Annotated in this window: 18 protein-coding genes, 1 tRNA gene and 1 pseudogene; 7 read left to right on the top strand and 13 right to left on the bottom strand. The window is 65.9% G+C overall.

Going from position 1 to position 22,236, the window contains the following annotated elements; genetic code table 11:
• Positions 1-155 precede the first annotated feature (155 nt).
• Positions 156-992, top strand: coding sequence for a DUF4377 domain-containing protein (locus AC1DS3_RS08175; RefSeq protein WP_477126980.1), 837 nt, complete (start codon positions 156-158; stop codon positions 990-992).
• Between the two features lie 97 nt (positions 993-1,089).
• Here AC1DS3_RS08175 and AC1DS3_RS08170 read toward each other — a convergent pair whose 3' ends face one another.
• The 6 genes from AC1DS3_RS08170 to AC1DS3_RS08145 all read right to left on the bottom strand — a co-directional run bounded on the left by AC1DS3_RS08170 (position 1,090) and on the right by AC1DS3_RS08145 (position 9,014).
• Positions 1,090-2,577: a TolC family outer membrane protein gene (locus AC1DS3_RS08170; RefSeq protein WP_477126979.1), complete on the bottom strand. Its 1,488-nt coding sequence runs from the start codon at positions 2,575-2,577 to the stop codon at positions 1,090-1,092.
• A gap of 112 nt (positions 2,578-2,689) precedes the next feature.
• Positions 2,690-3,013, bottom strand: a complete 324-nt coding sequence (locus AC1DS3_RS08165) for a rhodanese-like domain-containing protein (RefSeq protein ID WP_043348625.1) — start codon at positions 3,011-3,013, stop codon at positions 2,690-2,692.
• 14 nt (positions 3,014-3,027) lie between these two features.
• Positions 3,028-3,681, bottom strand: a complete 654-nt coding sequence (locus AC1DS3_RS08160) for a protein-L-isoaspartate O-methyltransferase family protein (protein WP_441633438.1) — start codon at positions 3,679-3,681, stop codon at positions 3,028-3,030.
• Between the two features lie 189 nt (positions 3,682-3,870).
• The gene (locus AC1DS3_RS08155) at positions 3,871-7,077 is read right to left on the bottom strand and encodes an efflux RND transporter permease subunit (RefSeq protein ID WP_477126978.1); all 3,207 of its coding nucleotides are present in this window, start codon (positions 7,075-7,077) and stop codon (positions 3,871-3,873) included.
• Positions 7,078-7,086: 9 nt separating this feature from the next.
• On the bottom strand, positions 7,087-8,211 hold the full coding sequence (locus AC1DS3_RS08150; RefSeq protein WP_477126977.1) for an efflux RND transporter periplasmic adaptor subunit: 1,125 nt from the start codon (positions 8,209-8,211) through the stop codon (positions 7,087-7,089).
• Positions 8,208-9,014, bottom strand: coding sequence for a TetR/AcrR family transcriptional regulator (locus AC1DS3_RS08145; RefSeq protein WP_441633444.1), 807 nt, complete (start codon positions 9,012-9,014; stop codon positions 8,208-8,210). The genes AC1DS3_RS08150 and AC1DS3_RS08145 overlap by 4 nt, the downstream gene beginning before the upstream one ends.
• Before the next feature lie 152 nt (positions 9,015-9,166).
• Between AC1DS3_RS08145 and AC1DS3_RS08140 the strand changes: the two genes are divergently transcribed.
• The 3 genes from AC1DS3_RS08140 (at position 9,167) to AC1DS3_RS08130 (ending at position 11,104) form a co-directional block, all read left to right on the top strand.
• Entirely contained in the window at positions 9,167-9,451 is a 285-nt protein-coding gene (locus AC1DS3_RS08140; protein WP_441633446.1) for a YkgJ family cysteine cluster protein, read from the top strand.
• 19 nt (positions 9,452-9,470) lie between these two features.
• Positions 9,471-10,031, top strand: coding sequence for a DUF1439 domain-containing protein (locus AC1DS3_RS08135; RefSeq protein ID WP_441633448.1), 561 nt, complete (start codon positions 9,471-9,473; stop codon positions 10,029-10,031).
• A 191-nt stretch (positions 10,032-10,222) separates the two neighbouring features.
• Positions 10,223-11,104, top strand: a complete 882-nt coding sequence (locus AC1DS3_RS08130) for an undecaprenyl-diphosphate phosphatase (protein WP_441633450.1) — start codon at positions 10,223-10,225, stop codon at positions 11,102-11,104.
• Between the two features lie 116 nt (positions 11,105-11,220).
• Here the strand turns inward: AC1DS3_RS08130 and trmB are convergent, their stop codons facing one another.
• From trmB to AC1DS3_RS08115, 3 genes are all read right to left on the bottom strand, one after another.
• Positions 11,221-11,988, bottom strand: coding sequence for a tRNA (guanosine(46)-N7)-methyltransferase TrmB (gene trmB / locus AC1DS3_RS08125; protein ID WP_441633452.1), 768 nt, complete (start codon positions 11,986-11,988; stop codon positions 11,221-11,223).
• Between the two features lie 75 nt (positions 11,989-12,063).
• Positions 12,064-12,138, bottom strand: a tRNA-Gly gene (locus tag AC1DS3_RS08120).
• A gap of 351 nt (positions 12,139-12,489) precedes the next feature.
• Positions 12,490-13,425 carry an aldose epimerase family protein gene (locus AC1DS3_RS08115; protein ID WP_441633454.1) on the bottom strand — a complete coding sequence of 312 codons (936 nt, stop codon included), beginning with the start codon at positions 13,423-13,425 and terminating at the stop codon, positions 12,490-12,492.
• A 255-nt stretch (positions 13,426-13,680) separates the two neighbouring features.
• On the opposite strand from AC1DS3_RS08115, the gene AC1DS3_RS08110 reads away from it, so the two are divergent.
• Complete coding sequence (locus tag AC1DS3_RS08110) at positions 13,681-14,166, top strand: cupin domain-containing protein (RefSeq protein WP_477126976.1); 486 nt, start codon at positions 13,681-13,683, stop codon at positions 14,164-14,166.
• Positions 14,167-14,225: 59 nt separating this feature from the next.
• Here the strand turns inward: AC1DS3_RS08110 and AC1DS3_RS08105 are convergent, their stop codons facing one another.
• On the bottom strand, positions 14,226-15,440 hold the full coding sequence (locus AC1DS3_RS08105) for a polyhydroxyalkanoate depolymerase (protein WP_441633458.1): 1,215 nt from the start codon (positions 15,438-15,440) through the stop codon (positions 14,226-14,228).
• A 524-nt stretch (positions 15,441-15,964) separates the two neighbouring features.
• Here AC1DS3_RS08105 and AC1DS3_RS08100 point away from each other — a divergent pair.
• The gene (locus AC1DS3_RS08100) at positions 15,965-16,621 is read left to right on the top strand and encodes a glutathione S-transferase family protein (RefSeq protein ID WP_441633460.1); all 657 of its coding nucleotides are present in this window, start codon (positions 15,965-15,967) and stop codon (positions 16,619-16,621) included.
• Between the two features lie 67 nt (positions 16,622-16,688).
• Here the strand turns inward: AC1DS3_RS08100 and AC1DS3_RS08095 are convergent, their stop codons facing one another.
• Both AC1DS3_RS08095 and ubiD read right to left on the bottom strand, forming a co-directional pair.
• Positions 16,689-18,725, bottom strand: a complete 2,037-nt coding sequence (locus AC1DS3_RS08095; protein ID WP_477126975.1) for an acetoacetate--CoA ligase — start codon at positions 18,723-18,725, stop codon at positions 16,689-16,691.
• An 82-nt stretch (positions 18,726-18,807) separates the two neighbouring features.
• Positions 18,808-20,337, bottom strand: a complete 1,530-nt coding sequence (ubiD, locus tag AC1DS3_RS08090) for a 4-hydroxy-3-polyprenylbenzoate decarboxylase (RefSeq protein WP_441633464.1) — start codon at positions 20,335-20,337, stop codon at positions 18,808-18,810.
• A 632-nt stretch (positions 20,338-20,969) separates the two neighbouring features.
• On the opposite strand from ubiD, the gene AC1DS3_RS08085 reads away from it, so the two are divergent.
• Positions 20,970-22,037, top strand: a complete 1,068-nt coding sequence (locus AC1DS3_RS08085; RefSeq protein WP_441633466.1) for a lytic transglycosylase domain-containing protein — start codon at positions 20,970-20,972, stop codon at positions 22,035-22,037.
• A 60-nt stretch (positions 22,038-22,097) separates the two neighbouring features.
• On the opposite strand, the pseudogene AC1DS3_RS08080 reads toward AC1DS3_RS08085, so the two are convergent.
• A pseudogene (locus AC1DS3_RS08080) lies at positions 22,098-22,236 on the bottom strand (IS4 family transposase); the annotation flags it as partial.

Below are 22,236 nucleotides of genomic sequence, written 5' to 3'. Positions count from 1 at the left end.
CGGAACTTGTAGGCCGCCGCCCGATGCTCCTCGTCTCCAGACGGTTGTTAAACTATCCGCGTGAGGGCCAGACTCGCGGCCCCACCCGGGCCAGCGAGCTGCCGCCGAGCGGTGCGGGCCGATCAAGCCGCGCACCCCCAACCAGGAGCTGCCAGATGCAGAAAATGATTCGTCTTTCATCCGTCGCGTTCACCGCGCGTGCCGCCGCTGTCGTGCTGCTCGCCGCCGCCCTGGGTGCCTGCGCCACGTCACCCGCGCCGGATTCGCCAGGTGCCGGCACCAGCCTGAACCAGGCGCAGACTGGCGGTCCTAGCCGCTGGGAGCTGGTGCGCTGGCAGCTGGCCGATGGCACGCTGAAGTCCATTCCACATGGCGACAACGGCGAGCCGATCATCTTTGAGTTCAATGGCGGGATCGATTCCGCGCAGGGCACGGTGAGCGGATACAGCGGCTGCAATCGCTTCACCGGGGGCTATGGCAAGACGGCAACGGGCATGCGCTTCGATCGGCTGGCGGGAACCCGCATGGCTTGCGTGCCGCCGCGCGGCGAGCTGGAGGGGGCGCTACTCAAGGCAATGCAGTCGCCGTTCACCACCGTGGGCACGCAGCCGTCGGCCGGGTCAACCGGCCGCCAGATCATCTGGAAGACCGTTGACGGGGATCTGCTGCAGTTCGTCGAGCGAGAGGGTGTGGGCCGGCGCGGCGCGAAGATGGATGCGCAGGCGGCCGCCGGCGGCGTGGAGAAGACGGTGTACGTGGATTCGCAGCGGGTGGAGTGCTCGGGCATGGGCCGGCAGACCTGCTACCGCGTGCGCGAGAACCCGGGCTCGCCGTGGACGCTCTGGTATGGGCCGATCGAKGGGCTGGATTTCGAGCCGGGCGTGGCATACACCCTGCGGGTGCGCGAGACGCGGGTGGAGAACCCGCCGGCGGACGCTTCGGCTATTCGCTGGCAGTTGCTCAACGTGGAGTCGCGTACAAGGGCCAACTGAGCCAGGCTAAGCCAGCAAGCAAAACGCCGCGCTCGAAGCCGCGGCATTTTGGTTTTCAGCCGATACCGATCGCCGATCGGTGCTTGGTGTTCCGCGTTCAGCTGCGCGGCGCGGGCGCTCCGGCTATGGCTTCCTTGCGCGTGGCAGGGCGCTTTGCCGGTGGCGTGCCTGCCGGCGATGCCGTGCCAAGCTTGACCTTCTCCGGCAGCTTGTACATCGAGCCCGGGCTTGAGGTCAGCAGGGTGTTGATCTGTACCACATCGTCCTCGGTCAGCGCTCCGGTGGCGGCCTTCAGGCGCAGCCCGTTCATGATGGTGTCGTAGCGCGCCTTGGCCAGGTCGCGGCGAGTGGAGAACAACTGCGCTTCGGCGTTCAGCACGTCAATGTTGATGCGCACGCCGACCTCGTAGCCGAGCTGGTTGGATTCCACCGCGCTCTGGGCGGAGTGCTCGGCGGCTTCCAGGGCCTTGACCTGGGCGAGGCCGTTGGACACGCCGGAGTAGGTTTGCCGCGCGTTCTGGGCGGCGGTGCGGCGTGCGAACTCGAGGTCGCTGGCGGCCTTGTCGGCCAGCGCCGCGGTTTCACGCACGCGCGACTGGATCTGGCCGCCGCTGTATATCGGCACGTTGAGTTGTACGCCGATCTGGGCGCTGTTGTAGCGGTTGCTGATGTTGACGGTCTGGACCGCACTACCGGTGGAGTTGTTGAAACCGTACGAGGCCACCAGGTCGACGGAGGGCAGGTGGCCGGCCCGCGCCTTGTTGTACTCGCGTTGCGCGGTGTCGAGGTTGTAGCGGGCCAGGCCGACTTGCGGATTGGTGTTCTCCGCCTGGCTGGCCCAGGTGTTCACATCGGCCGGCTGCGGACCGGGAAGCGTGGCGGCGGTGCGCAATCCCAGTAGTTCGTCAACCGGCTTGCTGGTGATCTGCTGCAGGTTGGCGCGCCGGATTTCCAGGTCGCTCTGCGCTGCGATCTCGGTCGAGGTGGCGAGGTCGTAGCGGGCCTGCGCATCGTTGGCGTCGGTGATGGTCGCCGTGCCCACTTCAAAGTTGCGCTTGGCCTGTGCGAGTTGCTCGCCGATGGCCTTTTTCTGCGCGCCGGCGAGGTAGAGGTTGTCCTGCGCGGCCAGCACGTCGAAGTAGGCCTGGGAGGTGCGGGTGATCAGGTCGAGCTGCGCCTGGCTGAAGGTTACCTCGCCGGCCAGCGCCGCCAGCTCGCCTTGCTTGTAGGTTTCCCAGCGGTCCCAGCGGAACAGCGGTTGGGTGAGTTGCAGTGCCCAGTTATTGCCGTTGATAAAACGGTCGCCGGAGATGGGTGCCGATTGCTCGATCTTGGTCCGCGTGGCGCCGACCGTGCCATTGATTTGCGGCAGCAAGCCCGCACGTCCCTGGGGCAGCTTTTCCTGGCTGGCCACCAGCTGCGCGCGCGCGCTGGCGAACTGCGCGTCGTTGGCCTGTGCATCGCGGTAGACCTGGAGCAGGTCGGCGCCATGCGAGGCCGGCAGATGCAGCAGCGCAAGCAGGGAACCCGTCAGTGCCAGGCGCGTCTTGGGCACGCCCCGCGCAGGGAAAAGCGCAAACCTCATGACATCTCCAGTCTGCCGGGCAGCGGGCGCGCGRCTAACGTTTCTAACGATCAGCGTTCAGGGGAATTGGCGCCGCGGGAGGCCGGCGCCCTGGGGTTGATGCTTGCTGTGCTCAGTACTTCGGCATGGCCGGGTCGACCTGCTCGGCCCAGGCGTGGACGCCGCCGGTCAGGTTGTAGACCTTGGCAAAGCCTTGCCGCTCGAGGAAGCTTGCCACCTGCATGCTGCGCGCACCGTGATGGCAGATGCAGACGATGTCCGCGTCTTCGTCAAGCTCGCCGGCTCGTGCCGGGATCTGGCCCATCGGGATATGCGTGATGCCGGGCATGGCGCAGGTCTGCACCTCCCAGCCTTCGCGTACGTCGAGCAGCACCGGCTGCGGCCGGCTGGCATCCGCCAGCCATTGCACCAGTTCGGGTGCGTTGATTACCTGCATGTCTTGTTTCCCGCTCAGAAATGGAAGCGCGACGGCTGCTCGGCGCCCATCAGCGGCGTGATGGCGGTCTCGAACAGGTTGATAGTCTTGTACTCGTTCTCGCTGACGCGCGTGATGATCTGCGCTTCCATGGCTGGCAGCGCGCCGACGAAGGCGGCGATGCGCCCGCCGACCTTGACTTGCGACAGGATGGACGCGGGCACCGAGGGCAACGCGCCGGAAATGCAGATCACGTCGTAGGGGGCGCTCGCGGCCCAGCCGGTGGCGGCATTGCCTTGGGCCACGTCGACATTGGTCACGCCGGCGTCGGCCAGGTTCTTGCGGGCCAGCTCGGCMAGTTCCGGCAAGATGTCCACGCTCAGCACGTGACGCGCGCGGTGGGCGAGCAGGGCAGCCATGTAGCCAGAGCCGGCGCCGATTTCCAGCACTTGTTCATGCTTGCGCACGGCCAGGTCCTGCAGGATGCGGGCTTCCACGCGCGGGGCCAGCATGTTCTGGCCACCCGGCAGCGGGATTTCCATGTCGACGAAGGCCAGCGCGGCGTAGGCCTGCGGCACGAACTGTTCCCGCTTGACCACCGCCAGCAGGTCCAGGATTTCCTGATCCAGCACATCCCAGGGGCGGATTTGCTGTTCGATCATATTGAATCGGGCTTTCTCGAGGTCCATCTTGCCATTCMTTCCAATGCCAACCGCTAATCAGTTCAGAGCTCCGGCCGCGCGGTGCGAGGGGCCGGGGAAATCCGTCAAACCTGATATTTTAACCCCGCGCCAAGACACTTGCCCAAGCGTGTCGCCGAAGTTGTGGCCTCCATGCCGCAGTCCGGCCTTGGCTGAGGCATTCCGGGGTGGCTTGCCTCATTCCGCGCTTGCTGGCTTGTGCGCCGCCGTGTCGTTGGCCGCCGGCGCGGTGGCGGGAGCGGCCTGGGCTTGCTTGCCCCGCCACTTGCGGCCGAGCCACGCGCTGAAGTCGTCGAGATACGTATAGATCACCGGGACCACCACCAGGGTCAGGATCGACGAGGTGATGATGCCGCCGATCACCGTCTGGCCCATCGGTGCGCGTTGCTCGGCGCCTTCGCCCAGGCTGAAGGCGAGCGGCACCATGCCGAAGATCATGGCCAGCGTGGTCATCAGGATCGGCCGTAGCCGCACCCGGGCAGCGGCAACCAGCGCGGCCTCGCGCGACATCGGCGGCTGGCCGTCGGCGCCGCGCCGGGCCTGGTTGGCAAAATCCACCAGCAGGATGGCGTTCTTGGTCACCAGCCCCATCAGCATGATGAAGCCGATGATGGAGAACATGTTCAGCGTGGAGCGGAACAGCAGCAGCGCCGCGAACACGCCCACCAGCGTGAGCGGCAGCGAGGTCATGATGGCGATCGGCTGGAAGAAGCTGGCGAACTGCGAGGCCAGGATCATGTAGATGAAGATCACCGCCAGCGCGAGCGCCGACACCGCGAAGCCGAACGACTCATTCATCGACTTGGTGGAGCCGCCGAAGCGGTACTTGTAGCCCGCTGGCCAGTTCATGCCATCCAGCGCGGCCTTGATCTCGCGTGCCACCTCGCCTTGCGAGCGCCCGGCGGTATTCGCGGTCAGCTCCACTTCGCGGGAGAGGTCGCGCCGGCTGATCTGGTTGGCGCCGGTGGTTGGCACCAGTTCGGCGATCTGGCGCAGGGGCACCATGCGCGGCGAGCCGTCGGCATTGTTCTGGTTGCTGGCGATCATCAGCGCGCTGAGATCCGCCATGCCGGTGCGGGCGTCCTTGGGCAGGCGCACGCGCACATCGTAGTTCTGGTCGTCGGGGGCGCGCCACGAGCTGATGGCATCGCCGGCCAGCAGCGGGCGCAGCGCGTTGCCGATCTGCACGATGCCCACGCCCAGGTCGGATGCAAGCTCGCGGCGGATGCGCACTTCGACGGTGGGGCGGTCGTCCTTCATGCTGGAGTCGAGGTCGGCCAGGCCGCGCACCGCGGCCATGCGCCGGCTGGCTTCCAGCGACAGGCGTCGCAGCGTTTCCAGGTCGTCGCCCTGGATCGACACCTGCAGTGCTTTCTGACCGCCGGCGCCGTCCGGCATGCCGACCATGGTCAGCGTGATGCCGGCGATGCTGGCCATGCGCTCGCGGATCATCGGGTTAAGCTGCTTGGTGGTGAGTTTGCGCGCGCGGCGCTCGGTCAGGCGCACCGACACCAGCGCGTTGTTGCGCCCGGAGGTATTACCCGAGTTGATGGTGGCGTAGGTGTAGGCCACCTCGGGGAAGGCCTTGAGCGCGGTTTCCACCTGCCTGACCTTGGCTTCGGTGACGGCCAGCGAGGTGCCCACCGGCGTGGTGAAGCCCACCTGGGTTTCGCCCAGGTCGGCGGCCGGTACGAATTCCGTGCCGATCAGCGGCACCAGCGCAAAGCTGCCCAAGAACGTTACCGCCGCGATGATGGCGGTGGCCATCCGGTGCTTGAGCGCCCAGCCCAGCATCGAGCCATAGCCGTGGCCGAGCGCATCCATGCGCGCGGAGAACCAGTCCAGCATGCGGCCCACGGTGCGGCCGTACAGGCTCTTCTTGTTGCCGGTGCCGTGCAGGTCGGGGTCGTGCCAGACCGAGGACAGCATCGGGTCCAGCGTGAACGAGACGAACATGGAGATCAGCACCGCCGCCACCACGGTCACGCCGAACTGGTGGAAGAAGCGGCCKATGATGCCGCCCATGAAGCCCACCGGCAGGAACACCGCCACGATGGAGAACGTGGTGGCCAGCACCGCCAGCCCGATCTCGTTGGTGCCGTCGAGCGCTGCCGTGCGATGGTTCTTGCCCATCAGGTTGTGCCGCACGATGTTCTCGCGCACCACGATGGCATCGTCGATCAACAGGCCCACGCACAGCGACAGCGCCATCAGCGTGATCACGTTGAGCGTGAAGCCAAACATGTACATCACGCCGAACGTGCCGATCAGCGCGATCGGCAGGGTCAGCCMGGTGATGACCGTGCTGCGCCACGAGCCGAGGAACAGGAAGACGATGGCCACCGTCAGGAAGGCGCCTTCAAGCAGCGTGGAGCGGACTTCCTTGACGCTGCTGCGGATGCCGCGCGCGGCGTCGTTAACCACGGTGAGCTGCACGCCCGCGGGCACCAGCTTGCGCACTTCATCGGTCATCTTGATCAGGCCGTCGACGGTGTCGACCGTGTTCTGGCCCTGTGCCTTCACCACCGCGAGGAACAGCGCGCGCTTGCCGTCCAGCATGGCCAGGCTCTCTTGCTCCTCCTCGCCGTCGCGCACGTCGGCGACCTGCTCCAGCGTGACCGGCTGTCCGGCCCGGCGCGCCACGATGATGTGGCGGAAGGCATCCGGCGTGATGACGCGGCCCTTGATTTGCACCACCGTCTCGGTGGAGGTGGAGCGCAGCTCGCCCGCGGGTAGTTCCTGGTTCTCGTTGCGGATAGCGTCCATCACCTGGTTCACGCCGATGCCGAGCGCCTCCAGCTGGGCGGGGCGGATGCGGATCTCCACCTCGCGCTTGGTGCCGCCAACGAGGCTGATGGCGCCCACGCCGCGCACGGTCTCCAGCCGCTTGCGCACGATCTGGTCGGCGATGGTGGTCAGCTCGCGCTGCGTGCGCTCGGCCCCCGGCGCGTTCGACACGGACAGGTAGAACACCGGCGCGTCCGACGGGTCGTAGCGCAGCACGCGCGGGTCTTTCACCTCGTCGCGGAACTGCGGGCGAATCAGCGCGATCTTGTCGCGCACGTCCTGCGCTGCCTGGCCGACATCGACGGACAGGTCGAACTTGATCACCACCACCGAGGTGCCTTGGTAGGAGTGCGAGAAGATCTCGTCGATGCCCGAGATGGTGTTGACGATTTCTTCGATCTTGCGGGTGACGTCGGACTCCACCGATTCCGGCGCGGCGCCGGGGTACTCGGTCTGCACCACGACGACGGGGAAGGTGATGTCCGGGAACTGGTCAACCGGCAGGCGCTGGTAAGAGAACAGGCCGATCACGATGAAAGCCATCATCATCATGGTGGCCAGCACCGGGTTGTGGATGGACAGGCGGGTGAACCACATGGGGGGCTCCTACGCCTTGACCTGCTTGACGCGGCTGCCCGCGCGCAGGGTGCCGAGGTTGTTGCGCACCACCTTGGCACCGGTGGCCAGGCCGCTGGTGATTTCCACCAGCCCGCTCGCATCGTCGCGGATGCCAAGCTTGACCTGGCGTTCCGCCAGCACGTCATTCTCCACGCTGTAGACGAACGCGCGCTCGCCATCGTTGCGCACCGCCGTGGCTGGCACCGCCACCACGCCTGCGTGGTGGCCGAGCACCAGCGAGCCCTGGGCGAACATGCCCGCGCGCAGGCGCGCCTCGGGGTTGTCCACCCGCACATAGACCATGATGCTGCGCGTGCCCTGGCTTACCGCCGGGTTGATGCGCACCAGCTTGCCCTCGAAGCGGCCACTGCCTTCCACGTCGAGCTGCACGGCCTGGCCGATGGCAACGCGAGCTACATCCGCCATGGGGATCGGCGCCTCGAGTTCCAGCGCGCGCAGGTCGACCACGTCGATCAGGCGTGTGTCGGGCGAGACCTTCTCGCCCGGCTGCACCGCGCGCGCGGCCACCAGGCCATCCAGCGGCGATTTGACGATGGTGTCGGCGAGCGCTTTCTGCGCGACTTCAAGGCCGCCCTGGGCGGCATCGAGATTGGCGTGCGCCACGTCCAGGTTGCTCTGGAAGTTGTCGAAGGCGGTCTTTGAGATGAAGCCCTTGGCCACCAGCTCGCGGTTGCGCTCGAAGGTCTGTTTCGAATTCTCATACTGGCCGCGCGCCGCCAGCATCTGCCCGCGCGCTTGCGCCACCTTGGCCTGGTACTCGGTCGCATCGATGCGCGCGATGACCTGGCCGGCGCGCACGGCTTCGCCCTCGCGCACCAGCACTTGCTGTACCTCGCCCGCGACCTTGGCCTTGACCGAGGCCTGGTTCAGCGCCCGCAGCCCGCCCGACAGCGGCAGCGACACGCGCAAGTCTTGCGTGGTGGCCTCGACCAGGTCGGATGGCAGGAACTCCACCAGGTCTTGCACCGCGGCAGCCGGGGCTGCGCCGGGCTTGCCATTGCTTGCCTTGCGCACGGCGGCAGCGGCGCTGAGCACGGCAACCACCGCGATGGTGGCGATCGCGGCGATCAGGATTTTCTTACGTCGGGTCATGCGGTCTCCGGCGGCGGCGCTGGGGTCTCTCGCGCGGCCTGCTGCCCCTGCGCTTGTGCCAGGGCTTCTTGTTGTATCTGTTCCCAGACGTAGGGGCCGACCTTGGGCGGCAGCGGCGTATCGCGCGCCGCGCCGGTGGTCAGGCCGAACAGCAACATCTGGAGCAGGTTGTCGAGGAACGCCTCGGGGTCGATCTCGATGCGCGACGACGCACTGAACGCACGCTGCCACAGCATCAGGAACATCAGCGGCGCGCAGATCAGCGTTGTGGTCGGGTTGGCCGGCATGTCGCGCAACTCGCCACGCGCCACGCCGCGCTTGAGCACGCGCGCGAACAACTCATCGCCCGGCAGCACCACTTCCTCGTGGTAGAACTGGGCAATGTCCGGAAAATGGCTGGATTCGGCCATGATCAGCTTGGTCAGGCCGGCCACCGGCGTCGCCCCGACCAGGCCCCACCAGCCGCGCAGCAATTCCCTGAGCAGCTCCGGCGTCGAGCCCTGGTAGTTCTCCACCAGGTCGACGCCCCTGGCCAGCGTCGGCACCAGGTTTTCGCGCACCACCGTCTTGAACAGCTCTTCCTTATTAGCGAAGTACAGATAGACGGTGCCCTTGGACACGCCCGCCGCGGCGGCAACATCTTCCAGCCGGGTGGCCGCATAGCCGCGTTCGACGAAGAGATCGAGCGCGGCGGCCACCAGTTCCTGCGGGCGTGCTGCCTTGCGGCGAGCCCAGCGTTTGGTGTTGGCGGATTCCTGATTCTGGCTCTGGTCTGGCGGGTTTTTCACTGGGGCGCTGTGCATCTCTGCGGGGAGCACTCCGCGAGAGGTGCAAATAAATAACTCTTGGGTCAGTAATGTAGTGGAGGGGAATCCGCCGGTCAAGCGCGGGGAGGGCCGTACGGCTTGGGGCACAATATGGTCTGCCGGGCGTCGTCCGCGCCTGAATCATTGCCATGTCCCCACAGTCTGAACTCTCTTGCCGGCCCGATTGTGGCGCTTGTTGCACCGCGCCCTCCATCACCTCGCCGATTCCCGGCATGCCCGGCGGCAAGCCGGCCGGCGTACCCTGCGTGCAGTTGCTGCCCGACCGGCGCTGCGCAATTTTTGGCGAGCCCACGCGGCCGGCATTTTGCGCCGGGCTCAAGCCCTCTGCCGACATGTGCGGCGAAACCCGGCGGCATGCACTGGCCTGGCTGACGCAGCTCGAGGTTGCCACCGCGCCTGGCCGCGCCGCCTGAACCCGCAAGGAACAAACAGATGGTCATGATCAATCGCCGGCGCTGGCTGGCAGCAAGCGCCAGCGCCGCGCTGGCCGCGGCACTCGTCGGCTGCGGCATGATGGGCAACGACTACACTTTCTCGCAGAGCCAGCTGCAATCGGCCCTGGAGCGCAAGTTCCCGTTCAACAAGCGCTATATGGAGCTGTTCGACATCCAGCTCGCCAACCCGCAGCTCACGCTCGATCCCAGCCGCAACCGGGTGAACGTGCAGTTCGACGCGACGGTGAACAACCGCCTGTTCTCCGGCGAGCCGATGACTGGCCGCTTCGCGCTGGACAGCGGGCTGCGCTACGATCCGGCCAGCCGTGCGGTGGTGCTGCAGGATCCGCAGGTCCAGCAGTTCGACGTCAAAGGCTTGCCACCGCAATTCTCACGTCAGCTCAATGCGCTCGGCGGCATCCTTGCGGAGCAGTTGCTGCAGGGCTATCCGCTCTATACCTTCCGTCCTGACGAGCTGCGCCTCGCCGGCGCCAGTGTCGAACCCGGTACAATCACCGTTTTGCCCAACGGGATCAACGTCAAGATCAATCGGCCTTGATGACGCGCCGCGCCCAGGCAAGCGCCTTGCCCAGCCACTGCGGTGTCATGGTCGTGGCGGATAGTTGTGATTCCTGGCGCCTGGTGCGTGGCTGATGGCATAGGGCTGACGGTTGCCCGTTTCCGTCTTGCTCGCCTGTCCTTGGCTTTTCCTTCGCTCTTCCATTCAGCATTCCACACATTCCAATCAGCATGGATATTGCCCTCGCCCTGAAAGCCGTGATCCTCGGCATCGTCGAAGGACTGACCGAATTTCTGCCCATCTCCAGCACAGGCCACCTGATCCTCGCCGGCCAGTTGCTCGACTTCAATGATGAAAAGGGCAAGATCTTCGAGATCGTGATCCAGTTCGGTGCCATCCTGGCGGTTTGCTGGGAGTTCCGCCACCGCATCGCCACCGTGGTGGGCGGACTGGCCAGCGATGAAAAGGCCCGGCGTTTTGCCATCAACGTGATCGTGGCCACCGTGCCGGCGATCGTGCTGGCGCTGGTATTCGGCAAGTGGATCAAGGCTCACCTGTTTAACCCGGTCACCGTGGCCACCGCATTCATCGTCGGTGGTGTGGTGATCCTGTGGGCCGAATGGCGGGAAAGCCATCGCGGCCAGGTATCGCACCCGCAGGGCAACGCGTTGCTGGAGGCCGCCAAGGCTGGCGCGCCGCGGATCGAGTCGGTAGACGACCTGAACTGGCGCGATGCGATCAAGGTCGGGCTGGCGCAGTGTTTCGCGCTGATCCCGGGCACCTCGCGCTCCGGCGCCACCATCATCGGCGGCATGCTGTTCGGGCTGTCACGCCAGGTAGCCACCGAGTTCTCCTTCTTCCTGGCGATCCCGGTGATCTTCGGCGCCACCGTCTACGAACTGTACAAGTCGCGCGCGCTGCTGTCCGCCGACGACCTGGGCATCTTCGCCATCGGCTTCGTCTTCGCCTTCCTGTCCGCCTTCTTGTGCGTGCGCTGGCTGTTGCGCTTTGTCGCCACCCATGACTTCAAGCCGTTTGCCTGGTACCGGATCATCTTCGGCATCGTTGTGCTGGCGACCGCGTACTCGGGGCTGATTGCCTGGCATGCCTGAAGGCGGTCGCGATAGATAACACCGGCGGCAACTGTCGCACGAAAAAAAAGCGTGGCTCCAAGCCACGCTTTTTTCATGGTGCCGACGACGTGCGGCGTGCGGCGCGGCCTTTGTCTTCAGGCCCGCTTGCGGAACACCACGTCCCACACGCCATGGCCCAGCCGCACGCCGCGGCGCTCGAACTTGGTCACCGGGCGGTAGTCCGGCCGCGGCGCAAAGCCGCCGGCGGCGTCCGAGGTGTTGGCCAGGGTGGGTTCGCCCGACAGCACTTCCACCATCTGGTGGGCATACTCTTCCCAGTCGGTCGCGCAGTGCAGGTAGCCGCCCGGCTTGAGGCGGTTGGCCAGCAGCTTGACCAGCGGCGGCTGCACCAGGCGCCGCTTGTTGTGGCGCTTCTTGTGCCACGGGTCGGGGAAGAAGATATGTACGCCGTCCAGGCAGGATTCCGTCAGCATGTGCGCAATGACCTCCACGGCGTCATGCGGCATGATCCGCACATTGCCGATCTCGCGCTCGCCCAGCAGCTTGAGCAGGGCGCCCACGCCGGGTTCATGCACCTCACAGCCCAGGAAATTGTCCTGAGGGCGTAGTTGCGCGATATGTGCGGTGGTCTCGCCCATGCCGAACCCGATCTCGAGGATCGCTGGCGCGGTGCGGCCGAACGTGGCCTCCCAGTCGAGCGGCTGCGGTGCGTAGGGCAGGATGAAGCGCGGCCCCAGGTCATCGATGGCACGCTGCTGGCCGGTGGAGGTTCGCCCCGCGCGGCGCACGAAGGAACGGATGCGGCGCGGGTGCGCCACGTCGCTGCCGTCAGCAGCCTTGGCGGGCGCGTTGTCAGCGTCGTCGGCTGGCGTCGGGTCGGAACTGGGGTCTTGGGGGAGCATGGCAACAAAAAAGCCGCCGGGCGATCCTGATCGGGCATGCGACCAGTGGCGAAGGCGGCTCGTCTCAATCTGATGTGGAGCGGGCGATGGGAATCGAACCCACGTCTTTAGCTTGGGAAGCTAAGGTAATGGCCATTATACGACGCCCGCAAGAAGCGCGATTTTACGCGGGATGCCCCGGCGAGCGCAAGGTGCGCGGTTGCCGGATACCATGAAAAGTGCATTATCTCGCGCTCCGGCGCTCCGGCGCTCCGGCGCTCCGGCGCTCCGGCGCTCCGGCGCTCCGGCGCTCCGGCGCTCCGGCGCTCCGGCGCTCCGGCGCACCGGCGGAACCGGTGCGCCGGGACCCGCGTGGTCCCTTAGACGCCAAACGCCGGTGTGGCACCGGCAACGTTCCTGGCCCCATCCGGCCGGCCAGATCCATTTCCGCCGATGCGGAACATGGCCACCGCCGCGTTCAGCGCCAGGATGTTGGGGAAAACTTGAAGGTGCGATGGCGCCTTATGGCGCCACCCGCAGCCGGCAGACCGCCGCCTCCTCCTGTCCCGGCGCGAGCCAGCGCAACCCCGTGCCGTGGTGGATGGCGTTGGGCAGGCCGAGCCAGGGTTCCACGCAGTAGAAGTCGGAGTCGGCGCGCTCCGACCAGGTGGTGACCGCGAACCACGGCGTGCTGCCCGGCGTGTCCAGCTCGATCGCCAGCTTGCGGCCATGCGCAGCGGTGGCATCGGGCGGCGTGGCCAGCGTGCAGTGGCGTGGCGCCGCAGCCTGCGCGTGCAGGACGTGAAAGGTGTCTTGCAGGCGCGGGTCGTCGAGCTGATAGGTCTCGGCGCCTTGGCCGTTCGATGCCAGCGAGCCGTCGGGATGCTGGCGCATCCGTTGCGCGACCGGCATGGCCAGCGTGGAAGCGGCGCGGGCCTGGTGGGCAAGCGGGAAGTAGAAGTGGTGGCCAGCGTAGTAAGGCAGGGCCTGCTCGCCGGTATTGCGCGTGCGCAACGTGGCCTCGAGGCTGTCGTCGAGCAGCTGGTAGGTGACCTCGAACAGGAACTCGAAGGGGTAGGCAGCGCGCGTCGCGTCCGACGCTTGCAGCGTCATGGTCAGGCTGCGTCCCGCCTCAAACTGCGTGACCGCGAAGGGCAGGTCGCGTGCGAAGCCGTGGATCGGCAGCGCCCGCACGGTGCCGCTGGCGTCTTTCCACGCGCCGGGCGCGTTGTCGACGAAGTGCCTGGCAATGAAGGGGAACAGTATCGGGTTGCCGCCACGTACACGGGCCAGTTGGGACCAGTCAGCGTTCTCTGGCCAGTAAAGGATGTCCTCGCCGCGATGCACCCAGCGCACCAGGCGGGCGCCGAACTGCGGGGCTAGCAGCATGAAACTGGAATCGTCTCCGACCCGGATCAGTTCCTGGCCTTGGAAATGCATAGAATTGAGAGGCGGCATGCAAGTTGCGGCGGGAGTGAGCATCGCTGCATGATAGCCGTCAACGCGCCGTGCCGCGGCACCTGTCCGGTGCTCGGTTGCGCCCCCGGCGGGTGCACAGGCGTCGGGCGTTCATCAGGCATGCGCCTTTTGCAGCGATCGGTGCGCCACATTCGGACCGGCTCTCGCCGCTTTCGGCGCTGCGTGGGCACGCGGCCGCTGGCGTGAATGTTGCGTCGCAGCGCAGAGCGTTTCCCTCAGCGAAAGGAGCTTGTCATGGCCGAGTCCCTCAGCAAGTCCACAGCGTCCGCTGGCGATGCCGCCACGGATGCCTCTCCCACGAAGTTCTCCCACGTGCGCCCGCAAGACACTGCCTTCGTCGACCAGGGTTTGCGCGATTTCTTCCTGTATCGCGACCTGGGCGTTGCCGAGGCCACGGGCGGCAAGCTGCTGGTGCAACTGGTCAAGGCCAACCAGCCGCCCGAGCAAGGCACCGGCTGGCACCGGCACGAGGCGCAGTTCCATGTGGTACTGATGCTCAAGGGCTGGGCGCGCTTCATGTACGAGGACAAGGAGACACTGGTGGCGACTGGCGATTGCGTGCACCAGCGCCCCGGCATCACGCATTTTCTGTTCGACTACTCGCCGGACATGGAGTACCTGGAGATCGTGGGGCCGGCGGATTTTGGCACCGTCGAGGTCGAGGGCCCGTGCGCGGTGCCGGCGGTGACGCCGTGGCCGGCAGGCCAGACCGCTGCCTAGACACCTGGCTACCTGGCCGTGCCGCGCGGCCATATGCGTTCAACCTCATGCGTTCAACCTCACGCGCTCATATAGACGGCGTTGCGCACTAGCGGATAGACCTGCGAATCCCAGCGCTTGCCGTTGAACACGCCGTAATGCCCCACGCCGGTTTGCACGTGGTGCATGCGCATATAGGGCCGCAGGCTGCCGCACAGTTCCTGCGCGGCCATGGTCTGCCCGATGGCGCAGATGTCGTCGCGCTCGCCCTCGACCGTGAGCAGCGCCGTGCGGTGGATCGCGTGCGGGTCCACGCGGCGCCCGCCTACGTCCAGCAGGCCCTGCGCCAGCAGGAATTCCTGGAACACCATGCTCACGGTTTCGAGATAGAACTCCGCGCTCAGGTCCATGGTGGCGAAGTATTCCTCGTAGAACACCTGGATCGCATCCGCGCGGTCATGCTGGCCGCTGGCACGCAGATCGTAGAGGTCGCGGAAAGCCTGCTGGTGGCGCTCGCTGTTCATGCTCATGAAGGCGATCAGCTGCATGAAGCCGGGGTAGACGCGGCGCATCGCGCCGGCAAAGCGAAGCGGCACGTAGCTGGTGAGCGAGCGCTCGAACCATTCGATGGGCTGGCTGGTGGCGAGCTCATTGACCTTGGTCGGGTTGATGCGCGCGTCGATGGGGCCGGCCATCAGGATCAGGCTCGGCGGCTGCGCCGGATCGTTATCCTCCGCCATCAACGCCACGGCGGCGAGCGCCGCCACGGTGGGCTGGCACACCGCCATCAGGTGCGTGCCGCCGCCCAGCACGCGCAGGAAATCGATCAGATGGTAGACGTACTCGTCAAAACCAAAGCGGCCGTGCGCCAGCGAGATGTCGCGCGGGTTGTGCCAGTCGGTGATGTAGACATCGTGATCGCGCAGCATGGTCTGCACGGTGCCGCGCAGCAACGTGGCAAAGTGGCCCGACATCGGCGCCACCAGCAGCACGCGCGGGTGGGCAGGGACGCCGTGCTTGCGAAAGTGCAGCAGCGAGCAGAACGGCGTGCTCGCGGTCACTTCCTCCGTAACCTGTACCGGTGTGCCGTTCACCATGACGCTGTCGATGGCAAACGGCGGGCGATGGTGCGTCAGGCGGCTCAGTGCGAGCACCTCGCAGGCCGCGCGCGTGGCAAGCATCGGCTCGCATCCTGCCAGGCGCGGGTTTTCCGCAAGCGTGCTCGACACCATGTGGGCCAGGCTGCAGGCGGGCTGCATGAGATCCGCATAAGTCTGGTACACCTGATACAGCATGGCTGGCCCCCTTTGATGCGTTGACCTCATCAGCCGCAATATGCGTGCCACGGCGAATCGCGTTGGCATGCGGCTTGCGGGCCTGCCCGTATGGCGGAACGGGGTGACCTGTTCTGGTTCGTATGCGGCGCAAACGCCGCGCGCGAAGTGCGCGCGCGGATCTTCGCCAGACCATCTGCCTCATGCTGGTGCTATGCGGTGCACCGTGCCGGTGCCGCTGTGGCCGCGGCATGTTTAACCGTGAAACGGCGTGCCTGATACGTGCTTGATACGTGCGTGGTGCGTGCTTGTTTCGGCTGCGGCGCAGGCCATTGCGCCACATCAAGGCAAGAGCAAGGTAAGCGCAATCAGGAACTATGTCCCCGCCATGATGTAGTACAAATTCATAGTAGAAGCAGCGAACACAAAGCACACAACGCATAGCGCGACACTGCAGCGGGAGACACGGGCGCACCGTCTGCTGGCACACAGACGACGGAAATCGCCCGCCGTGCAATGGCTTTTCCAGGTGGCAAGGAGGCGGGATGGCAAGGACGACACTCACCATCAGCAGTAAAACGTATTCATCGTGGTCTCTGCGCGGCTGGCTGCTGGCGCGCTTCGCGGGACTGGAGTTCGAGGAGGTGCTGGTGCCCCCCGATGACGCCGCGGCGCGCGCGGAAATCCTGCTGCTGTCGCCTTCGATTCTCGTTCCCCGCCTGCTGCACCAGGGCGTGACCGTGTGGGACACGCTGGCTATCGCCGAGTATCTCAACGAGGTCCGCCCGAAGGCCGGCCTGCTGCCCGATGACCGCGCCGCACGCGCGCATTGCCGCGCCATCTGCGGCGAGATGCATTCGGGCTTCGCTGCCATGCGCGCGGCGTTGCCCATGAACTTGAAGGGGCACTTTCCTGGCTTCAAGGTGTGGTCGCGCGCGCAGGCCGATATCGACCGCATCGCGCAGATCTGGACCGAGTGCCTGACGCAATACGGCGGCCCCTATCTGTTTGGCGAAACGCGCACCATGGCCGATGCGATGTACGCGCCGGTGGTGACGCGCTTCGTGACCTACGGCGTGATGCTGGATCCGGCGCCGGTGGAGTACTGCAAGCAGATCCTCGCCATGCCGGAGTTGCAGGAGTGGATTGCCGCGGCAAAGAAGGAGCCCGACGAAATCAGCGAACTCGAAGTGGAGTTCTGACTGTCTTGCCAGGAGAAAGAAGAGGGCGCATCGCGGCGTTCAAGGCTGCGGTGCGCCCTTTCTCCTTTCACGCCGCCGCGGACTCGCTGGCGCGCGCCACGATAAATCGCTCGGCGTAGGCGAAATACCAGTCCAGCGTTTCCGGGTTGGCCATGGCGTCGCGGTTGGCGATCTTGTCGGGCGCGTGGCCCAGCAGCAGCTTCTTGATGGGCACTTCCATCTTCTTGCCCGACAGCGTGCGCGGCACGCCGGGCACTTGCAGGATCTCGTTGGGCACATGGCGTGAGGACAGCGCGCTGCGGATGCGTGCGCGCATGGTGTCGCGCAATGCATCGTCCAGGACCATGCCCTCGCGCAGCACCACGAACAGCGGCATATACGAGTCGCGCCCCAGGTATTCGAGGTCCACCACCATGCTGTCGAGCACTTCCGGCAGGTCCTCCACCACGCGGTACAGCTCGCTGGTGCCCATGCGGATGCCGTGCCGGTTGAYGGTCGCGTCCGAGCGGCCGTAGATGATGGCGCCGCCGTGCGCGGTGATCTTGATCCAGTCGCCGTGGCGCCACACGCCGGGATAGGTGTCGAAGTAGCTGTMGCGGTAACGCTGCCCGTTGGTGTCGCCCCATAGGAACAGCGGCATCGACGGCATCGGCGCCGTGCAGACCAGCTCGCCCACCTCACCCACCAGCGCATTGCCTGCTTCGTCGAAGGCTTCGACTTTCGCACCCAGGCAGCGGCACTGCATCTCGCCCGAGTAGACCGGCAGGATCGGGCAGCCTGCCACGAACGAGCCGGCGAAGTCGGTGCCGCCGCTCATCGGCGCAAGCCAGATGTCAGCGCCCACGTGGCGGTAGATCCAGTCATAGGCCTCGGCCGGCAGTGGCGAGCCGGTTGAGCCGAGCGCGCGCAGCCGGGAAAGGTCGGCCACGCGCGCGGGCTCGATCCCGGCCTTCATGCCGGCCGTGAAGAACGCCGCGCCCGCGCCAAAGGCGGTGACGCGCGCGGCATCCACGAAGCGCCACAGCACGCCGGCGTCGGGCCAGGCGGGATTGCCGTCGTAGAGCGCGATGGTGCTGCCCAGCAGCAGCCCCGCGATCTGCGCGTTCCACATGATCCAGCCACTGCTGCTGTACCAGTGGAAGACGTCGTCCGGCCCGAGGTTGTTGTGAAACGCCATCAGCTTGAGCTGCTCGATGACGATGCCACCGTGGCCGTGAACGATGGGCTTGGGCATGCCGGTGGTGCCGGAGGAGTAGACGATCCACAGCGGATGGTCGAATGGCACGGATTCGATCGCCAGCGGTACGCGATGCGCCAGCACCGCCCGCCATGCGTGGCGACGCACGTTGGCGGGAAGCGGGATGGCGTCGGGGGCGGCATGCGCGTCAGTGTGCTCGCCCGGCACCAGTATCAGGTCGGTGAGCGAGGGCAGGGCGGCGGCCAGGTCGGCCAGCACTGGCGCCCGATCGTAGGCCTTGCCGCCATAACGGTAGCCATCGACGGCAATCAGCACCTTGGGTTCGATCTGGCGGAAACGGTCGCTTACCGCCACCTGGCCCATGTCGGGCGCGCAGCCCGACCAGATTGCGCCAAGGCTGGCGGTGGCCAGGAAGGCGACGACCGTGGCGGGAATGTTCGGCAGGTAGCCCGCCACGCGATCGCCGCGCGCCACGCCCATGCCGCGCAAGGCATGCGCCAGCGAGGCAACCTGCTGTTTCAGCGCATCCCAGCTCAGGTCGGTGACCGCGATGGATTCACCGGCGTAGCGGATGGCCGTGCGCTGGCGCGCGGCGCCGCTGCCGGCATGGCGGAACACCTGTTGCACGTAGTTCAGGCTGGCGCCATCGAACCAACGCGCGCCGGGCATCTGCGCGCTGCCGAGCACGCGCTCGGCAGGGGTATCGAAGCGCAGGTCGAAATAGGCGCGGATGGCGTCCCAGAAGGCTTCCAGGTCGGTCACCGACCATTGCCACAGTGCGCCGTAGTCGGCAAAGGCGAGGCCGCGCTCGCTCTCCAGCCAGCGCATGAAGTGCGCAATGCGGCTGCCGTCGCGGAACGCTTGCGACGGCGTCCATCTCAGTTGCCCTTCTTCAAGGGTAGTCATGTCTCCTCCTCGGGTCCGTCTCGCGCGGACGTGCGGATGGGTTGCGGTGCGGTTTTGGTGTGATCTTACCTGCTGCCCGCCATCATGCGTTGGCGCGGGCTTCGAACAACGCGTCCCACATGCCGTCGACCCGGGCCTTGACCGCGGCATCCATCTGGATCGGACGGCCCCATTCGCGGGTGGTCTCGCCGGGCCATTTATCGGTGGCATCGATGCCCATCTTCGAGCCCAGCCCCGACACCGGCGAGGCAAAGTCGAGGTAGTCGATCGGCGTGTTCTCCACCAGCACGGTGTCGCGCGCGGGATCGACGCGGGTGGTGATGGCCCAGATCACTTCCTTCCAGTCGCGCACGTCAACATCATCGTCCACCACCACGATGAACTTCGTATACATGAACTGACGCAGGAAGCTCCAGACGCCGAACATCACGCGCTTGGCGTGCCCAGCGTACTGCTTCTTCATGCGCACCACGGCCATGCGGTAGCTGCAGCCCTCTGGCGGCAGGTAGAAGTCGGTGATCTCCGGGAACTGCTTTTGCAGCAGCGGCACGAACACTTCATTGAGCGCCACGCCAAGCACCGCAGGCTCATCGGGCGGCTTGCCGGTATAGGTGGAGTGGTAGATCGGATCGCGCCGCATGGTGATGCGGTCGATGGTGAAGACGGGGAACCAGTCCTGCTCGTTGTAATAGCCGGTGTGGTCGCCGTACGGGCCTTCCAGCGCATGCTGGTAGCCGGACGGGTGATCCGGGTCGGGCTGGATGTGGCCTTCCAGCACGATCTCGGCCGAGGCCGGCACGCTCAGCTCGGACAACGTCGGCGTGATGCAGCCGGCCAGCGCGGTGCGGCTGCCGCGCAGCAGGCCCGCAAACTGGTATTCCGACAAGGTGTCGGGCACCGGGGTCACGGCGCCGAGGATGGTGGCGGGGTCCGCGCCCAGCGCCACCGCGATCGGGAACGGCTTGCCGGGGTTGGCCAGCGCGTGTTCGCGGAAATCCAGCGCGCCGCCTCGATGCGCCAGCCAGCGCATGATGACCTGGTTGCGGCTGATCACCTGCTGGCGGTAGATGCCGAGGTTCTGGCGCTTCTTGTGCGGACCCTTGGTGATCACCAGGCCCCAGGTGATCAGCGGCGCCGCATCTTCGGGCCAGCAGGTCTGGATCGGCAGGCGCGCCAGGTCCACGTCGTTGCCTTCCCACACCACCTCTTGGCAGACCGGGCTGTTGACGCGCTTGGGCGCCATGTCCCACACCGATTTGACGAGGGTGAACAGCTTGCCGGCTTCGCGCAAGCCGCGGGGCGGCTCGGGCTCCTTGAGCGCTGACAGAACGCGGCCGATGTCGCGCAGGTCGGCCAGGCTTTCCGCGCCCATGCCGAGGGCGACTCTGCGTGTCGTGCCGAACAGATTGGCCAGTACGGGCACGCTATAAGTCTGACCAGGCCGATGGGGATCGCTCGGGTTTTCGAACACGACTGCCGGCCCGCCTGCTCTCAACAGYCTGTCGCAAATCTCGGTCATTTCGAGGTTGGGCGACACCGGCGCACCGATCCGTTTCAGTTCGCCAAGGCCTTCAAGTTGGCCCAGGAAATCGCGCAAGTCGTTGTATTTCATGATTTATTCGATTGAGGCGCAGGCACGTTAGCGCACCTGTCCATGCAAGTTGTGTGATGCATTATTCACATTAATATGATGGGACACAAAAAAATCGTCCCAATTTGCATGTCCAAATTGTAAATTTTTTGACTCCGCCTCGGTCGGCAAGGATGGCCTCCATGCTTTGCCAGTACTGAGTTTCACCCATTGGAGGGGGCAAGGAAGTGCGTCAAAGACCCTTGTTACATATAACCAGAAGCTTTGTTTTTTCGAAACGTTATTCTTGACGATGTATAAAAGGGTTCCTACAATCCGGTTCTGCTCGTTGGAGTGTTGCGGTGCAGCACATTTTCTTCTGCCCTGTCAAGGGGATTAGTGGGGAATTATCCATATCTGATCATATGAGCGGATGCGTCTGAGCAGGACGGATTCGATCGATCGCCCCGGCCGTGGCCGGGTGCTTTGAGTAGTTCGCGGCAGGGCAGGCTCCCCCAAGAGCCTACCCTGTTTCTCGTTGGGCGCATGGGGAGCGCCCACCAACAGGTGCTGGACGTCTTTGCTGGGCGGYGCGGCATCCTTACTTGAATACGCGGTCAACGGGCGTGCGGCGCAGCAGCGTGGCACGAAGCGGACAGCGGATGGAGGTAAGTATGAGTGGTTGGAAAACCCTTCATCTTCCCGGAGTCGGGCGGGCATTGCAGGTCCGTTTCAGACACCCGGTACCCGGAGTGAGTCGGGCATTGCAGGTCCGCCTTGCGCATCCGGTCGCTGGCCGCGCTTTACGCAGCGGTCGCGCAACGTTGAAATATGCCCTGAACAGTCTCGGGGTTGTGTCTGTAGTCGCCGCGGTATCGCTGTCTGTCAGCCAGGAATGGCGTACGGCCCTGGCCGGTGCGCTGGCTGGCGAGGAAGCGCCTGCGGTATTGATGGAAGCGGCAGTGCCAGCGTCCACGGCCGATGTGGCCGCGGCCAAGCTGAGCCTGACGATGGCGCAGTCCAAGCCGGCAGGGTTGCCGACCGTGTCCGGCACTGACGACTGGGGCCAGCAGCCCGCCGGCAAGGTGCCCTCCGTGGCGCACCTGGCCGCGCAGATCCCGGCGCAGCGCGTGGCGCTTGATGCGCGTAACCCGGCCACGCTGGGCAGCGCACGCGAGCAGGCTGTGGTGGCTGAGTACATCGCTCGCAAGTATCGCGTGGCGGCGCAGGCCACGGCGCAACTGGTGAAGGCCGCATATCTGACGGGGCGCGAGGTCGGCATCGATCCGCTGCTGATCCTGGGCGTGATCGCGATCGAGTCCAGTTTCAATCCGTACGCGGAGAGCGGCGTGGGCGCGCAGGGCCTGATGCAGGTGATGACCAAGGTCCATCAGGACAAATACGAGGCCGTGGGCGGCGTGGCAGCCGCGCTGAACCCGTACGCCAACATCAAGATCGGTGCGCTGGTGCTCAAGGACTGCATCGCCCGCGCCGGTTCGCTGGAAGGCGGCCTAAAGTATTACGTGGGTGCGGCGACCACCAACACCGATGGCGGATATGGCGCCAAGGTGCTGGCAGAGCGAGCCCGCCTGCGCCAGCTGCCTGGCGTGCGCAGCGTCGCGGCTGAGCCGGTGTCGGCCAAGCCGGAAGTGGCGGTGGACGCCAAGGCACAGGCCGAGCATCGTCACGGCACGGCCGGCGACAAGCTGGAAGCGGCAGGCAACGTCCCGAAAAGCGCCTGATCCCCGGATCCTCGTATCTCGGGCAGCGCGAAAAAAAGCACCCTTCGAGGTTAATGCCGTTCAGTTAAGGTCCCTATTGAGGAAGCGAACGGCATAGCGTGAAGGGCGGGACTTGACGACCCGGTCGCATGAGCGACCGGGTCGTTTCACATTGGGCAGCGACTTTAGGCGCTCGCGTAGGCGCTGCAGGCAGGCGGGC

The organism is Cupriavidus sp. 01L46 (genome assembly GCF_056399905.1).
Note: the sequence above shows the minus strand (reverse complement) of the source record. Positions and strands in the feature narration are given on the sequence as shown.

What these genes read in the sequence shown, in the direction of transcription:
- AC1DS3_RS08150 (WP_477126977.1), bottom strand. Translation starts at nt 8,211, where the DNA reads ATGACCCGACGTAAGAAAATCCTGATCGCCGCGATCGCCACCATCGCG.
- AC1DS3_RS08105 (WP_441633458.1), bottom strand. Translation starts at nt 15,440, where the DNA reads ATGCTGTATCAGGTGTACCAGACTTATGCGGATCTCATGCAGCCCGCC.
- AC1DS3_RS08145 (WP_441633444.1), bottom strand. Translation starts at nt 9,014, where the DNA reads ATGCACAGCGCCCCAGTGAAAAACCCGCCAGACCAGAGCCAGAATCAG.
- AC1DS3_RS08170 (WP_477126979.1), bottom strand. Translation starts at nt 2,577, where the DNA reads ATGAGGTTTGCGCTTTTCCCTGCGCGGGGCGTGCCCAAGACGCGCCTG.
- AC1DS3_RS08100 (WP_441633460.1), top strand. Translation starts at nt 15,965, where the DNA reads ATGGCAAGGACGACACTCACCATCAGCAGTAAAACGTATTCATCGTGG.
- AC1DS3_RS08085 (WP_441633466.1), top strand. Translation starts at nt 20,970, where the DNA reads ATGAGTGGTTGGAAAACCCTTCATCTTCCCGGAGTCGGGCGGGCATTG.
- AC1DS3_RS08110 (WP_477126976.1), top strand. Translation starts at nt 13,681, where the DNA reads ATGGCCGAGTCCCTCAGCAAGTCCACAGCGTCCGCTGGCGATGCCGCC.
- AC1DS3_RS08130 (WP_441633450.1), top strand. Translation starts at nt 10,223, where the DNA reads ATGGATATTGCCCTCGCCCTGAAAGCCGTGATCCTCGGCATCGTCGAA.
- AC1DS3_RS08135 (WP_441633448.1), top strand. Translation starts at nt 9,471, where the DNA reads ATGGTCATGATCAATCGCCGGCGCTGGCTGGCAGCAAGCGCCAGCGCC.
- AC1DS3_RS08165 (WP_043348625.1), bottom strand. Translation starts at nt 3,013, where the DNA reads ATGCAGGTAATCAACGCACCCGAACTGGTGCAATGGCTGGCGGATGCC.
- trmB (WP_441633452.1), bottom strand. Translation starts at nt 11,988, where the DNA reads ATGCTCCCCCAAGACCCCAGTTCCGACCCGACGCCAGCCGACGACGCT.
- AC1DS3_RS08115 (WP_441633454.1), bottom strand. Translation starts at nt 13,425, where the DNA reads ATGCCGCCTCTCAATTCTATGCATTTCCAAGGCCAGGAACTGATCCGG.
- AC1DS3_RS08140 (WP_441633446.1), top strand. Translation starts at nt 9,167, where the DNA reads ATGTCCCCACAGTCTGAACTCTCTTGCCGGCCCGATTGTGGCGCTTGT.